We start from the raw sequence: 14,849 nt of genomic DNA, 5'->3' as shown, positions 1-14,849 counted from the left end.
CCCGATATCTTTAGCGAAGAAATACATTTATAAGTCCGCAGGATCAAAGAGATACTGCTTTCCTGTAATGCAAACAAGCCTCTGTAAGTCCTGTTATAACGGCATCTAATTTCCAAAACAACATGACAGCAAACCAATTCATAGAGCAATTCAACGCCGCAGATTACCTGCCGGCCGGCCATTACCCCTGGCCGGACACCATCAATCCGCATGTAACGCAAATGGGAAAAGAAATGGAAGAATGGATTGATACGGATTATATAACATGGCCGGAAAAGATACGGGAGAAATACAAAAAAATGGTATTGCATGATGCATTGGCGAGAATGCTTCCCTACTTAGGCGATTACAAGGTAAGACCCCTTAACAGGTTCATGCTTCTCCTGACCTCATTCGACGATCAGCATGAGCTTCTTTCGGCCGCAGAACTGGAGAAATGCAATAAACGCATGATGGAAGTATTGGATGGCGTTACGCCGTTGCCCGGAGAAAAGGGCTGGTATAGTCAACTGGCCCTGGTGCGGGATGAATGTAAAGCATTCATGCCGGCAATATGGATGCAAAGGTTCGCTGAAGAGTTAAATGACTTTATCATGTACGGTATGGCAGGCGAGGCGCCTTTCAAATCCAGCAAACGTATTCCTTCGCTGGCACACTATATGGCGTTCCGGGAATATTCGATAGGCATGCGCCCGTTCCTGATCGCGTCGGAATGGATGCCCGATAATATCCTGCCTGAGAAAATTACCCGGCATCCTGTACTGAAACGCTTACTGGCACTGGCAGCAAGGATAGTAGCCTGGCAAAATGATATCCATTCTTTGAGAAAAGAGTACGGGAAGGAGACGGAAGTACTGAACATCGTGCTGGTAGTACAACATGAATACCAGCTTTCGCTGGAAGAAGCGGTTAAAGAATCCATGCGCATTCATGAAGCAGATGTAGCCGAATTTGTTTCCCTGCATAAAAATCTTCCGGACTTCGGGGAGTATAACGAAGCCGTAGATATATACACGGTTGGCTTAGGCATTCAGACACAGGCCATAAACTCATATTACGTCAACTCGGGAACACATCGTTACCATATTCGTGGTACCGGTTTTGCCTGGCCGGAGCAGCCAACTAAAATGTGATAGGATTTATAAACTATATTTCTTAATTTCTATCCCGATTAACCTATTACAAACCCCGTGCAATTCATTCCACGTTGGATTGCCGCATAATTACTATGTTATGAAAATCAAAGCGCTCCCACACGTTGCGGCTATTTTATTGCTCATGACAACGGCTTGTCAAAAAGAAACCCAGCAAAAAAACAATGATGCAGAAAAAGAAAAACTGCGGATTAATGACGCCAGGATCAGCGCCGCCCCGCCACTCGGTACATTGATCGACGGCGCTACTTACCGCATCAGGGGAATAACCTCGTCTGCCCCGGCCGGGCCTGTAGTGGAAGTTACCGGCAATTCTACCGCAGAAGGCCAGAAGATCCAGCAATGGTGGTGGTTCCCCAACAACGGCCAGAAATGGAAGCTGGTTAAGATCGATTCCACCTATTATAAGCTGGTGAACGTGACCAGCAATAAATGCCTGGAATCTCCCTCTTCTACCGCAGGAGATATCCTGCAGCAGGGAACAGACGATGGAGGCGATAACCAGGCCTGGTCCATAGCGTACTCGGGCAGTAATAACGTATTTTCGCTGACCAATAAAGCGAATGGAATGAAAATGGTGCTGGACCCGCAAAGCACTACCCTCGGCGCTAAACTCAGGCAGAAATCCACCATTACCGGGAACCAGGATCTGTTTAATTTTCACAATCTCTATTTTCAAAACCCGCTGATCAACGCCAGCAGGCCGGATCCCTTCGTTGCCCAGAAGGATGGTTATTATTATTTCATGTACACCAGGGGGAGTAACATCGGGCTGAGGAAAACTACTTCCATGTCCTTGTTATCAACAGCGCCGGAATCTGTGATCTGGACGCCGCCGTCAGGTATGCCTTATTCTTCCAACATCTGGGCGCCCGAACTGCATTTCCTCGATGGAAAATGGTATATCTATTTCGCAGCTAACGATGGCACCGGTGATTCACACCGCATGTTTGTACTGGAAAATCCTAATGCGGATCCAATGACCGGTACCTGGACATTCAAAGGAAAGATCTATGATTCCAGCGACCAGTGGGCAATCGACGGCTCGATACTCACCATCGGTTCCACTAATTATTTCATTTGGTCAGGGTGGGAAAGCACCGCCAGCAGGTACAAACAGTACCTTTATCTCGCTACGATGTCTAACCCATGGACTATCAGCGGGCCAAGGATCAAAATATCCTCACCTACCAATACCTGGGAGAAGCATGAACCGAATTCAATTGGGGCTGGTGTGAATGAAGGGCCCATCATGCTGCAAAAAGATGCCAGCAGCCCTGTATTCATTATCTATTCGGCCAGCCGGTATACCAGCGACAACTATTGCCTTGCACAGATACAACTCAAAAGCGGAGGCAACCCCACCGTGGCTGCCGATTGGATTAACAAGAAACAGGTTTTTGTAAGGAATGACGCCAACTCCGTTTACGGGCCCGGGCATAATGGCTTCTTCACCAGCAGCTATACAGATCCCAATGGCGTGACGAAAAAGGAAAACTGGTTCATCTATCATGCACGCAGCGTGGCAAGTACCACCAATGGACAAAGGGCTCCGAGAATGCAGAAGCTCACCTGGAACAGCGACGGTTCGCCAAACTTTGGCACTGCCCTGGCAACCGGTGTAGACATGCCGATTCCCGTAGGCGAGTAATTAAATATAAAATACACTGATCACGGTTAATCACTGGGCCACTCTCACGAGTGGCCTTTTTCATTTTATACGCCGGGAACAGCGGCCTTGCCAAACAATTATCCCCTATGGGAACATTCCCTCGCCATGGGAGCATTCCCATCAAAAATATCTTTGCTTTTTCATTGTGGTCAAATTGCTTTTTATGTTACTTGTCACCATAAGCAATTCCACACATGAAAAAAACTGTCCACGTTGTATCCCTGGTACTACTAGTACTTTCTGTTTCTAATTGTTTCGCTCAATCATTTATCCCTGGAAATTTTGTGGTGGTAAGAATAGGGTCGGGAACGGCGCCCCTGGCGGCCGGGGAGGCCCAGCCTGTTTTCCTGAATGAGTATAATTCCTGCGGTAATTTAGTGCGAAGCATTCCCATGCCCGTGTCTGTTTCGGGCGATCACAAAAGGCTCACGCTCCCGGTTTCAACGAGCGATTACACGGAAGGCTACATCAGCCTGTCCGAAGATGGCAGCAAGCTGGCGCTCGCCGGTTATGACGCGGATCCGGGAGCCGCAGCCGTGTCTTCCTCCTCCACTGCCACTGTAAAAAGAGTAGTAGCGGTGGTAAGCGCCGATGGTACGGTGAATACCACTACGGCGTTAGGCGCATTCAGCGGCCAGGCGGTCCGCGCGGCGGTGGTCAATGGCTCCGGCATTTGGGTGAGCGGCGGCTCCGGCGGTATTATGTACACCACGCTGGGCAGCACTTCCCATGTACAGCTCACCACAACCACCGCGCGCTCGCTGGTTGTATCGGATGGGCAGCTGTACGCTTCCTCCACCTCCGGCGCATTACGGCTCACCACGGTTGGTACGGGACTTCCCGTTACGGCAGGGCAAACGATGGTGAATCTTCCCGGCCTTCCCGCTACCGGCAGCCCGTATCAGTTCCTGATCGTTAATGCAGGCAGCGGTTCGGATGTGCTTTATATGGCGCACGACAACCTGCTGCGGAAATATTCCCTGTCCGGCGGCACCTGGGTGAGCAACGGCACCATCGGCGTTGCATCGGATAAATACAGGGCCGTGACCGGGCAATTCAATGCGAACGGCTCTGTGCTTTTATATGCCATCCGGAGAAATGACAACGCCACCGCCGCAAGCGGGGAGATCGTGACACTCACGGACAGCACGGGCTATAACAGCGATTTCTCAGCCGTTGTACCCACGCTCCTTGTCCAGGCTAATGATTACAACGTTTTCAGGTCCATCGTAATGGCACCGGATGTAATGGCCGCGGCGAATACCGTCTCTCTCAAAGCACCATCAGATTCCCTCGACCTGAAACTCTCTCCCAACGCCGCGAGAGAAAGGGTGGTAGTAACGTTTAATGCAACCGGCATGTCCAACCCCCTGATCATTGTAACGAATGCCGCTGGTCAGGCTGTCCGGCAGGTGCCGCCAGCTTCCATACAGGCAGGCAAGGCCACTATCGACCTGCAGGGCTTGCCCAGGGGCGTGTATTACGTCACGATAAATGACGGCAAAAAACAAACAACCAAAAAACTGCTGGTATTATAACCTCATCCGGCAAGTATACTCTTCATAAAAACACAAGCAGAAAAAATGAAACTCATTTCCAGGTTATTCTATATCTGCATGTTCATGGCCTGCGCCATGGCCGCGCATGCACAGCAATTGCAGGATCTAAAGACCATCCTCGATGCGCAGAAGAACAATCCCGTTATCGAGATACCGCCAGGGCAATACCAGCTCAACAACATGGCGAATGGCGCCTACCTGTTTGCCAACCTGAACAATGTGGAGATCAAAGGCTACGGCGCATCCATCGTCTGCAATTCACAGGAACTGGCACTCCGGTTCCTGAATTGCACGAACATAAAAATATCCGGGTTCTCCATCGACTACGACCCGCTTTGTTTCACACAGGGCGTGATCGTGGCCAAAGACCCCGCCAACCTGTGGTATGAGGTAGAGATCGACCCGGGATATCCTGTAGAGAACCTCAGGAATAGCCGCGTGCAATTTTATGACCCGAATACGCGGCAGCTGAAAAGAAACAGTATCACGACCACTGAAGGGTATTATTCCGCATTCCAGCGGATCGGTACCACCAGGCGGTTTCGGCTCACCAAAAACAATGCATGGGTGGCGTATGAAAAAGTGGGAGACCTCGTGGTGCTGGATGTCGTATCTACCAAAGCCAATCCTGCCGCACATGCCTTCCAGCTGGAAAAATGCGTGAATGCCAGGGTGGAGGATGTGACCATCTACGGCTCAAATAGTTTTTCTTTCTTTGAAAGGGATTGCCGCGGCACGCATTACAACCGCTGCAAGGTAGGCCGGGGCCCTGTGGCGCCGGGTATGCCGGCCAGGTTGCGCTCAAGCAATGCAGACGGTATTCACAGCAGCCTGGCCAGCATCGGGCCGCTCGTGGAAAACTGCGACATCAAACACAATGGCGACGATTGTATCATCGTGTGCGGCCGCTCGTTCCCCATTTGCAGGATCGACAGTGCGACCAAATCCATCTACATCCTGGCGAGAGAAGCGAACCTCGTTTTTTATACGGGAGACACGCTGCAGCATGTGCTGTATGCCGGCACGAAGAGCGGCAAGATGAAGGTGCAGGCCGTTGAAAACTACACGCCAACGGAAGCAGAACGGCTGGCGGTCGTTGCGATGTACCAGGACCTGCTGTTTAAAGCAAACTATACAAGAGGCGCGCGCATCATACTCGATACGCTGCCGGCCATGGGCATCGGCGACATGATCTACAACGAAAGCCACACCGGTAAAGGATTTGTGATCCGCAACAATAAAGTAGGCTACAACCGTTCCCGCGGCATTCTCATCAAAAGCAGCAACGGCATCGTGCACGACAACGAAATCACCGGTACGGCCATGAACGGCCTGTTAGTAGGCCCTGAAGTTCATTGGATGGGCGGCGGTTTTGCCGATCATGTGGAGATCAGGAACAACCGTTTTTTTGAATGTATGTTCGAGAAAACGAACCAGGGCATGCCGCCGGGAGTGCTTTCCGTGTTTTGCGCGAATGGGCTGGGAGAAGTACCCGCCGCCGGTGCATTTGGGCAGATCAATGTGCATCATAACACGATTGAGAAATCGCCGTATCCCGGCATCGTATTCACTTCCGTGACAGGTTTGCAGTATTCGTCCAATGTAGTGGTACCCTATCCCTGTACCAGCAGGGAGCATGGGAAAAAATACAACGTGAACTTTAGCATGCCGGTATGGCAAAAAAATAATACGCAGTAATGTTACGACACGGCAGTATTGCGGGCAAGCACGCCTGCTTTTTTAACCGGCGCCTGCGGCTTCTTTTTCCTGCGGCCCCACCAGATGAGGAAGCCGCTCACCGGCAGCGATGCGCAATACAACGCGATAAAGCAGGCCAGTATCTTGGTGGGCAGCCCGTAAATGCTGCCTACATGTATAGCGTAGTTACTGTTCCGCCATTTTGCGCCCAGGGTTTTCTTATCGTGGGGAGTGGAAAAATATAATGCCCCCGTTTTGGGATGATAGGCATAGATGTCGGATTCATCCCAGCCGGAGGTACCGGAATAATACCGGATGAATGCCTGGATCTCACGCGGCTCTTTTGCTCCCGGTTCCGGTATCGTAAAACCGGCAAGCCGCCAGTTGGGCACGCGATGCATGGCGTCTGCAAACACCCGGTCGTAGATATGTGCCACGGAATCGGCTACGGTAGCCGGTTTTGGTGCTCTTGTGAATACTTTCGATGGTTCGTTGCCGAGCAGCCGGTAAATGCCGTTGGTCCACCAGTCGAAGGTCCACACCAGGCCGGTTGCAGCAAAGAGCAACACGAAAAGAAAAGTATAGATCCCGCCGATATTGTGCAGGTCATAATTTTTGCGTTTCCATTTGGTGGAAGACTTCCATTTGAACCACAGCCGTTGTTTTAAGGCCGCTTTGTTCTTCGGCCACCACAGCACGATCCCGGTGATGATCATCACAAAGATGATCAGTGTGGCGCCGCCGACAATATAATGCCCGATGTCATAATTCAACAGGAGGCATTGGTGCAGCATGCGGGTGTTGAAGATCCAATCGCGCGGAAGGTCTACCACGCCCAGTACTTTCCCGGTGTAAGGATCGACATAGATCTGCTCATAATTTTCTATGGACGAGGCGTACAGCCAACCGGGTTCCTTTGCCTCTTTGTAATTCAGGAACACATATGCTCTTTCGGGCTCCCGGCTGAGCGTCACATAGCTGACACTATGGCCCCGCGCTGCTTTGCGGGCGCTTTCGAGAAGTATGTTGAAAGGAAGGCGTTCGGCCCTTACTTCCGGCACGAATATTTTTTCCTTGTGATACCAGTCCGTCAGCTCTTTATCCCAAACGAACACGGCGGCGGCAGTGAGGCTGATAAACACCACCAGCCCGGCGGTGAGGCCGAGCCAGAGGTGTATCTTGCCTAATATTTTTTTGAAGGGTATGCGCATAAGCATTAAAATGTATAACCCACGGTCAATAAGAAATTGCGCGGCGCTCCGGGGAAGTTCCGCTCATAGTTGTAGCCGCCGGAGATGTATTCTTTGTTGGTAAGATTGTTCAGGTTAACGGACAGCTGCAGTCTTTTTACCTGGTAGTAAAGCGCGCCGTTGAAAACGACATAACCTGGCAGCTGCAAGGTTCTGTCGAATGTTTCACGCTCCGATACCTGGGAATGGCCCAGCCCGATGCCCAGGCCGTTCAGCGCTCCTTTACGGACGGTGTACTTGATCCAGCTGCCGCTGCTGTGTTTCGGCGCATTCTCTTTCGTCAGCCCCACGCGTTTATTGATATCGTTCTCGATATCTTCGGTGATCAGCGCTTCGTTAAAAGCATAATTCACCTGGACGCTCAGGTTCGGCAATATGCGGCCGGATGCTTCCAATTCAAACCCTCTTGCTCGTTCCTGGCCGCGCTCTCTAAGCAGGTCAGGCTTTGAAGCGTCGTTGGCATTTACGAGCACGTTGTTCTGCGTGATCTGGTATACCGCTACGCCGGCAAACAGGCGGCTGTTGAAAAATTCCCCCTTCGCGCCAACTTCCAGCAGGTCGCTGGTTAATGGGTCGAAAGGCCCGCCGGTGGAGGGATTGCTGAGCGTGCCGCCGGCCTGCGGCTCAAACCCGGTGGCATAGGTGGTGTAGAGGCTGATGTCTTTTGTCAGCGCATAGGTGATACCTATTCTCGGCAGCAAGGCGTTTTGATCCTGGGCCGTCTTGATGTTGGAGCCTGCATAAGAAAAGCTGGTAACGGGGTAATGGTAGAATTCCTGGCGGAGGCTCAGCAGGAACTGGAAGCGGTTGAGCTGCACAAGGTCCTGCAGGTATACGCCCTGCGTTTTGAACCTGCTGCCGGAAGAATAATCATTGGCGGCGGCATAGGTATAACTCTCCACAGGCCGCAGTTTCCAGGATGGATTTTTCAGGCTGAAGTCGCCCACGCCATTGGCAAGACCGATGGCAGAACGGTTGTAGCTGATATTATACCCGTCGATATAATCGTAGCCGGCCAGCAGCGTATGCTGCAGCACAGATGTGTTGAATTTGAAGGTAAGGTAAGCGGTCAGGTTATTGCCGTTGAATTTAGAATTCCTGTCCGTAAAGGCCATCCTGATGCTGTCCGGCGTAATATATGCGGCATGCACGTGTTCGTTCAGCAGCTCGTCGTACCTGAACTTCATGTAGGAGGCATTGAACGCGATCTTTTTGGAGAGCTGCTGGCTGAAGGAGAGCGTGAGGGCCAGGTTCTGCTGTTTCAGGTAGTCGCCGGGCTGCGCCACGTTGAAGTTCATGGGTGTGGCGAAGAGGTCTTTGGTGCCCTGGATGATGGTTCTGCCACGGTCCAGGATCGTGTGCTGGTTGCTGTAAACGAAGTCTGCATTGAATCGGGTGCCTTCCCTGGGAAGAAAGGATATGGAAGGCGCTACCACGAAGGATTTATTGAAAACCTGGTCCCGGAAGCTTTCTGCGTTCTCATAACCCAGGTTCAAACGGTACAGCAATGTTTTGTCGTCGTTCAGCGGACCTGTAAAGTCGCCCTGTATGCGGTAAGTGCTGAAGCTGCCGGTGCTGAAGCTGATAGCCTGGCGGCTTTCGTCCAGCGGTTTCTTCGTCACCATGTTAACGGTGCCGCCGGGACTGGTATTGGCGAACGCTGCGGAGGCCGGGCCTTTGATGAATTCCACCCTTTCGATATTGACCAACAGAGGGCTGGTCCAGAAATTATTGTGCGTGCGCAGCCCGTTCATCAACCGGCCGCTGCTGCCGCTGTTCCTGAAGCCGCGCATGGTAATATCGTCGTACACGGAGAATTCGTTGATCCCTGCCACGTTCTGCACGATGTCTTTCAACCGCAATGCCTGCCTGTCCTGTATCAGCTCCTTGGTAACGGTGGAAATGGTCTGGGGAATGTCCTTGATGGCCATTTCGATCTTTGTGGCGGAGAACGACTGGTTGTTTTTGTAGGAAGATTCTTTCCTGCCGGTCACTTCCACGGTTTGCAGCTCGCTTACGTCTGTTTCCGCTTCAATATCCAGCGTGGTCGTTTCGGCCGGCCTGACGCTGATCTTTTTACTGAACTGTTTGTAGCCGACAGTAGAAAATACGAGCGTATAATTGCCCGCTGGGACGCCGGAGATATGATAGGCGCCGTTTCCGTCGCTGGTAGCGCCATAGGAAGTGCCTTTTAAAGCAAGGTTGGCCGATAGGATGTATTTGCCTTCCTGGTCTTTTACAATGCCTTTAATGTCACCGGTTTGTGCGGAGGCGTTTTGAAAGAGGAACGCGAGTATGATCAATAAGCCCGTCTTTTTAAGCTTAAGTAGAATTGTAGCCATGATAGTTGGTTTGAAAGCTCAAAATGAATGCTTTCAAACCCCGGATTCAACTCATATGCGGAAAATGATTTACGCAATAAGGAAAAAAGCAAGCCGTAGGGAAGTGATGTCTGGAAGTCACTAGGAAATTTTAACTCATGCTACGTAGCCTTGCAGGCAACGCCCTACCTGTTTTCCAGCCATTGCAAAAAACTGCTGGTCTTTTCCTTCCCGATCAGCAGCTTCTCCGCTGTCGGCACGGTCAGCTTCACCAGGAGTTTTCGCGCGAAATAATGCTCCACTTCCTTCACCGCGGCGAAGTTCACGAGGTACTGCCGGTTCAGCCTGAAGAACTGCCGGGCAGACAGCAGGCCCTGCACCTGGTCCAGCGACTGGTCTATCGCATACTCCTGACCCTGGAAGGTCATGATCGTCGAAGATTCGTATTTGATGTAGATATAAGCGATCTGCTCTGTTTGTATCGTAGTGTATTTATTGTTTTTGAACACGAGGAAACTTTTTTTCCCTTCATCCAGCCCGATCTTTTTCAGCAGCCCGTCCAGGTCTGGCTGGGTATGTTGCTGGAAGAAGTTCTTAAAGCTCTCCACCTTTTCAAAAGCTTCCTGCAAAGCTTCTTTGGAAAAGGGTTTCAGGATGTAGTCGATGCCGTTGGCCTTGATAGCGTCCATCGTGTATTCGCCGTAAGCGGTGCAGAACACCACCGGGCACTGGATCTTCACGGATTTGAAGATCTCGAAGCACAAACCGTCAGACAGCTGGATGTCCATAAAGATCAGGTCGGGCGCCTGGTGCTGTGAAAGATAGCTTACCGCGCTTTCGATGCTTTGCAGCTGCGCCGTAATAGTAGCCCCGGGCCGCAGTTTGGTGATCATCGCGGCGAGCGATTTGGCTGCTTTCAGCTCGTCTTCAATGATGATGATTTGCATGGATGACAGGAAGTTTGATCGTAAATAATGTTTCGCTGGCGCGGATCTCGATCTTTTTGTCGAGCAGGTGTATATACCGCTGGTTGATATTCTCCAATCCCATACCCATGGATGATTCCGGCGTTCTTTTCAGCTGCACCCCGTTTTCCACGACAATATATTCTTCGTCGGAATAGATCCTGATCTGCAAAGGATGCTCCAGCGACACTACATTGTGCTTGATGCAGTTTTCCACCAGCAGCTGCAGGGTAAACGGGGGGATAAGCGATGCATGATGCGTTTCATTCACCGTTATAGAAAGGTCAATGCCGTCTTCGAAGCGCGCTTTTAGCAGGAAAACGTAGGCGTTCAGGATGTCAAGCTCTTCTGAAAGCCTGATCAGGTCCAGCTTCCGGCTTTCGAGCGTGTAACGGTAGAAGTCTGAGAGCTTCAGGATAAAATCCACCGTATGCTTGTCGTTGCTTTCCACCATGTATTTCAGGGTGTTCAGGCTGTTGAACAGGAAGTGCGGGTTCACCTGCTGCTTGAGCAGCTCGTATTGCGCGCCGAGATTGTCTGCCTTGGTGCGTTCCAGCTCTATGCCTACCTCTTGGTTCTGGTAGCTTTGGTACAGCAGGTGCAGGAACATATAAAAGGTTAAGTTGATCAGGATGCCCCTGATACCGATCATCAGCGCCACGGGGCCGAAGCTGAGATATGAAATGAGCACCTGCTGCACGCAGGCGAGCACGAACATCACCACCATGCCCACCGCAAGGCTCCTGATCAGCCGCATTACGGAAAACCCGTTGGCCACATCGCGGGAGGTGTAGGCGGGAAGGGTGAGGATGTTGTAATACCAGATGAAAAGCGCGAACAGGAAGGTGATCACCGCATTCACAACCGCCTCGAAAGGATTAAAATGCCGCTCGGCAATTTTCGGGACAGACGTAAGCACGCCCAGGAAAAAGGAGCTTAGCCATATTATCTTGTTAGAAACTTTAAATGTCTTTTTGTTCATACAGCCTGACCGGTAATGTTGAATAATGAGTGCTGCTCGTTGGGCATCGCTAAGTTATTGCATCCTGTTGAAAATAGCCTGCCCGTATTTGAAGGACAGGCTATTTCGTTGAAATGGATTTTATACGAGGCGGATCTCCACACCGATGTTGCCCCTGGTGGCTTTGGAGTACGGGCAGTTCTCGTGCGCAAAGTCTACCAGCGCCTGGGCTGTTTCGCGTTCCAGGCCGGGCAGGCTCACGTTCAGGCGGGCCCGGAGCAAATAACCGCCGTTGGCCATGCCCAGGTCTACTTCCGCATCTACGGCATGACCCGCGGGAAGGCCAATTTTCATTTTAGCCGCACCCAGGCCCATGGCGCCGATGAAGCAGGCAGACCAGCCTGCGGCAAACAATTGCTCGGGATTGGTGCCGCCGCCGGCAGAGCCGGGAGATGACAGCTGGACGTCCAGCCTGCCGTCCGTACTGCGCGACACGCCGTCGCGGCCGCCGGTGGTATGGGTTCTGCCGGTGTAAAGCACTTTCTCCGGTTGAATGATATGATTGGCAACTGTGATAACCTGTTCGATGTTGTTGTTTTCCATTTTTTTTGATTTTTTATGTGTTTTTCAATTTGTATGTCAAAGATATTTCCCTGTTGGGTCGCGGTCAATCACAAACCAGCGGGATGGACCAACCGGGCCGTGAAACAGGCAATCCGGGGGCTGAAAATTTTATTTCCCCGCGTCAAAACCCGTTCTGCCTGCATTGCTGATATGCCCGTCGTCTGTATGCTGCACGAAGCCGATCAGCTCCCAGCCTGCCGCGTCAAAACCGGCAGGAAGGCGCATGCTGACGTCTTTTTTATTGCCCGCATCCAGCGGCACACGCAGCACGCGGCGCACGATCTGTACATGGGATAAGCTCCTGCCTGAATTTTCACCGGCCTTCACACGGCTTGCCGCTGCTCGCTGTACGAGGGCCAGTACCAGCTCGGTGTTCTTTTCCTGCCCGGCTCCTTCATAATTCACCTGCAGCTGGTTGCGCGCAATACTGGCCGTGAGCGCCAGTGTGCCGGCAGGTCCCTGGCTCAGCCCCGCGGAAATGGCCTGCAGAACAGGCCGCTGGTCGGAACCAACGTGCTCGGACCTGCCGTTTACCACGACCTGCGGCGTGTATACGGTGCGTACATTCAGCCAATCCGCATACTGCCGCTGCCTGTTTGAGAATTCATGGTCGCTGAAGCGGTCTTTCCATCCCTGGTGGTCCCAGTAATCCACGTGGAAGGCCAGGATATAGATCTGCCGGTTCTTATTATCTTCCTGGATCTTTTCCATCAGCTCATCTGCCGGAGGGCAGCTGGAGCAGCCTTCCGATGTAAAAAGTTCCACTACCGCGAAGCCTTTGCTGTCCTGTGCTGTTTGAAGGTCTTTGATGGTTTTTTCATGCCGCAAATCCGCGAATGCGGCCGTTACCGCCAGCACCGCGGCGAGGCCGCCTGCAAGGATCATTGTTTTCATTGATTTCATGTGTTATCGCTTTAAATGTGATCGTTTATGGTTGCTGATCCAAAAGTACCTGCCCGCTGCGCAACGGCTAAGTACAAAGTACCCCAGGTGGCCAAAGCAGTCCCTGAGCCGGACAATTCCGCTCTCCAGGTTGCAGCACCTGCCAGGCCTGCTTTTGCGCAGGTGCCGGGTGAAAATGGTGATGGATGTTTCAGGCCGGGAAATGTCCGGCTCGCCATCCATTCTGCCCGCTACACGGCTTCAGGCTAGGCAGGGGCGGCATCCCCGGGTACTTTTGGAAAAAAAAGCCATGAGATCATTGAAGCCAGAAAGAAAAAAATGGATGATCATTGCCGCATTGGTCATTGCCGTGGTGGCAGCAGGTTTGCAGTTTACCAGCCCTGTTATCCCCAATCCCCCGGTAACCGGTGAATTCAAAGGACCGGCAGCGGTAACGGCGATCTTTGAGCGGGCATGTTATGATTGCCACTCCAACGAAACCAGCCTGGAATGGTATGATAAGATCGCGCCCGTTTCCTGGAAAGTTGCATCGCATGTGAAGGACGCGAGACAGCGGCTGAACTTTTCGAACTGGGACAGCCTTTCCGCCACAGCGCAGCTCACAACGCTCTGGTATATTGTGAACATGGTGGACCAGGGGAAGATGCCGCTGGAAAGTTACACCGCCGTTCATCCTTCCGCGAGGATATCCAAAACGGATGTGGACGTTTTGAAACAATACGTGGTATCGCTGACCAACGCCCGGCCCGTCGCAAAACCCACCGTATCCGTTCCGGTGAAAGCCCTGGCAGCAGAGCATGAATTGCCGTTCCCGGTGGCTCCTTCGCCTAATGGCATCACTTATTTTTCAGATTACAAAAGCTGGAAAGTGATCACTTCCTCGAACCGTTTCGACAATGGCACGATGCGCATTATTTATGGGAACGATATCGCGGTGAAAGCCATACAGGAAAATAACATCCATCCCTGGCCCAACGGCGCCAAGATCGTGAAGGTGGTGTGGGATAAGCAGGCGGAAGATAAAGACGGGAATGTGTTTGCGGGAGATTTCAACAACGTGCAGTTCATGATCAGGGACGATGAGAAGTTCAAAGACACGGAAGGATGGGGTTTTGCGAGGTTCAGCACCAAAAAGCTGGTGCCTTACGGGAAAACGGCCTCTTTTGCCAGCGAGTGCATTAACTGCCACCGCCTGGCATCCGCCACCGGTTTTGTATTCGACATCCCCACGAAATAATTCAACAACATATGAAAATGAAATACTGCCCGATCGTATTATTTGTCTTGCTGGCAACGGCATGCAGCCGTGAAAAGGCTCCGGCTCCGGCCCCGGAAGATATTTACAACAGCGAAGGACTGACGGTGATCACCTCTTCCTTTAACAGCAGCCGGCAAACGATGTCTACGCTGTATGGCAATGCAGCCGCGCTGAAAGCGGCGGGAGACAGCATACATCAGCCGGGGGAAGATTACAGGCTGGTGACCTGGAAGCAGCAAAGCCACCCGCTTTGGTTCGGCAGTAACAAGAACGGGGCTGTAACCACCGTGGAACGCATAACCATCACGGTTGCCGCTGATGGCAAACCCGGGATCGATTATGAGCTGGTGCAGGGCAAGCCGGCAGATTTGCCTGGCAGGAAAGAAAGGGCAAAGTTCATCCTGGCACAGCGACCCTCGGTGTTCCCATAAACTTTCGTTCGCCGCTTGGTGAAATTTCGCTGCAGACTATGAACTATATCGAT

At 51.9% G+C, this 14,849-nt stretch carries 13 protein-coding genes; 7 read left to right on the top strand and 6 right to left on the bottom strand.

Annotation, left to right across the window (positions count from 1 at the left end; all coding sequences use genetic code 11):
• The first annotated feature begins 221 nt into the window (after positions 1-221).
• The 4 genes from R3I13_RS00345 to R3I13_RS00330 all read left to right on the top strand — a co-directional run bounded on the left by R3I13_RS00345 (position 222) and on the right by R3I13_RS00330 (position 6,083).
• Positions 222-1,133 (top strand): terpene synthase family protein, encoded by a 912-nt coding sequence (locus tag R3I13_RS00345; protein WP_346315913.1) that lies wholly within the window; start codon positions 222-224, stop codon positions 1,131-1,133.
• Positions 1,134-1,233: 100 nt separating this feature from the next.
• A complete protein-coding gene (locus tag R3I13_RS00340) occupies positions 1,234-2,805 on the top strand; it encodes a family 43 glycosylhydrolase (protein ID WP_346315912.1) in 1,572 nt (523 codons plus the stop codon).
• Positions 2,806-3,110: 305 nt separating this feature from the next.
• Entirely contained in the window at positions 3,111-4,364 is a 1,254-nt protein-coding gene (locus R3I13_RS00335; RefSeq protein WP_346315911.1) for a T9SS type A sorting domain-containing protein, read from the top strand.
• A 45-nt stretch (positions 4,365-4,409) separates the two neighbouring features.
• Positions 4,410-6,083 carry a right-handed parallel beta-helix repeat-containing protein gene (locus R3I13_RS00330; RefSeq protein ID WP_346315910.1) on the top strand — a complete coding sequence of 558 codons (1,674 nt, stop codon included), beginning with the start codon at positions 4,410-4,412 and terminating at the stop codon, positions 6,081-6,083.
• 2 nt (positions 6,084-6,085) lie between these two features.
• Here the strand turns inward: R3I13_RS00330 and R3I13_RS00325 are convergent, their stop codons facing one another.
• The 6 genes from R3I13_RS00325 to R3I13_RS00300 all read right to left on the bottom strand — a co-directional run bounded on the left by R3I13_RS00325 (position 6,086) and on the right by R3I13_RS00300 (position 13,098).
• Positions 6,086-7,294 carry a PepSY-associated TM helix domain-containing protein gene (locus R3I13_RS00325; RefSeq protein ID WP_346315909.1) on the bottom strand — a complete coding sequence of 403 codons (1,209 nt, stop codon included), beginning with the start codon at positions 7,292-7,294 and terminating at the stop codon, positions 6,086-6,088.
• A gap of 5 nt (positions 7,295-7,299) precedes the next feature.
• The gene (locus R3I13_RS00320; RefSeq protein ID WP_346315908.1) at positions 7,300-9,675 is read right to left on the bottom strand and encodes a TonB-dependent receptor; all 2,376 of its coding nucleotides are present in this window, start codon (positions 9,673-9,675) and stop codon (positions 7,300-7,302) included.
• Between the two features lie 164 nt (positions 9,676-9,839).
• Complete coding sequence (locus tag R3I13_RS00315) at positions 9,840-10,601, bottom strand: LytTR family DNA-binding domain-containing protein (RefSeq protein ID WP_346315907.1); 762 nt, start codon at positions 10,599-10,601, stop codon at positions 9,840-9,842.
• Entirely contained in the window at positions 10,582-11,601 is a 1,020-nt protein-coding gene (locus R3I13_RS00310; RefSeq protein ID WP_346315906.1) for a histidine kinase, read from the bottom strand. The genes R3I13_RS00315 and R3I13_RS00310 overlap by 20 nt, the downstream gene beginning before the upstream one ends.
• A gap of 120 nt (positions 11,602-11,721) precedes the next feature.
• Positions 11,722-12,183 carry an organic hydroperoxide resistance protein gene (locus R3I13_RS00305; RefSeq protein ID WP_346315905.1) on the bottom strand — a complete coding sequence of 154 codons (462 nt, stop codon included), beginning with the start codon at positions 12,181-12,183 and terminating at the stop codon, positions 11,722-11,724.
• Between the two features lie 129 nt (positions 12,184-12,312).
• On the bottom strand, positions 12,313-13,098 hold the full coding sequence (locus R3I13_RS00300) for a DUF1223 domain-containing protein (protein ID WP_346315904.1): 786 nt from the start codon (positions 13,096-13,098) through the stop codon (positions 12,313-12,315).
• A 36-nt stretch (positions 13,099-13,134) separates the two neighbouring features.
• Between R3I13_RS00300 and R3I13_RS00295 the strand changes: the two genes are divergently transcribed.
• From R3I13_RS00295 to R3I13_RS00285, 3 genes are read left to right on the top strand one after another with little or no spacing between them, the layout of a single operon-like run.
• A complete protein-coding gene (locus R3I13_RS00295) occupies positions 13,135-13,356 on the top strand; it encodes a hypothetical protein (RefSeq protein WP_346315903.1) in 222 nt (73 codons plus the stop codon).
• 40 nt (positions 13,357-13,396) lie between these two features.
• Positions 13,397-14,344, top strand: coding sequence for a heme-binding domain-containing protein (locus R3I13_RS00290; protein ID WP_346315902.1), 948 nt, complete (start codon positions 13,397-13,399; stop codon positions 14,342-14,344).
• A gap of 11 nt (positions 14,345-14,355) precedes the next feature.
• Positions 14,356-14,796 (top strand): hypothetical protein, encoded by a 441-nt coding sequence (locus R3I13_RS00285; protein ID WP_346315901.1) that lies wholly within the window; start codon positions 14,356-14,358, stop codon positions 14,794-14,796.
• Positions 14,797-14,849: the final 53 nt, after the last annotated feature.

This window comes from Chitinophaga sp. YIM B06452, assembly GCF_039655965.1.
In the GTDB taxonomy this organism is placed as follows: Bacteria; Bacteroidota; Bacteroidia; order Chitinophagales; family Chitinophagaceae; genus Chitinophaga.
This window is presented reverse-complemented; position numbering and strand designations above follow the sequence as displayed.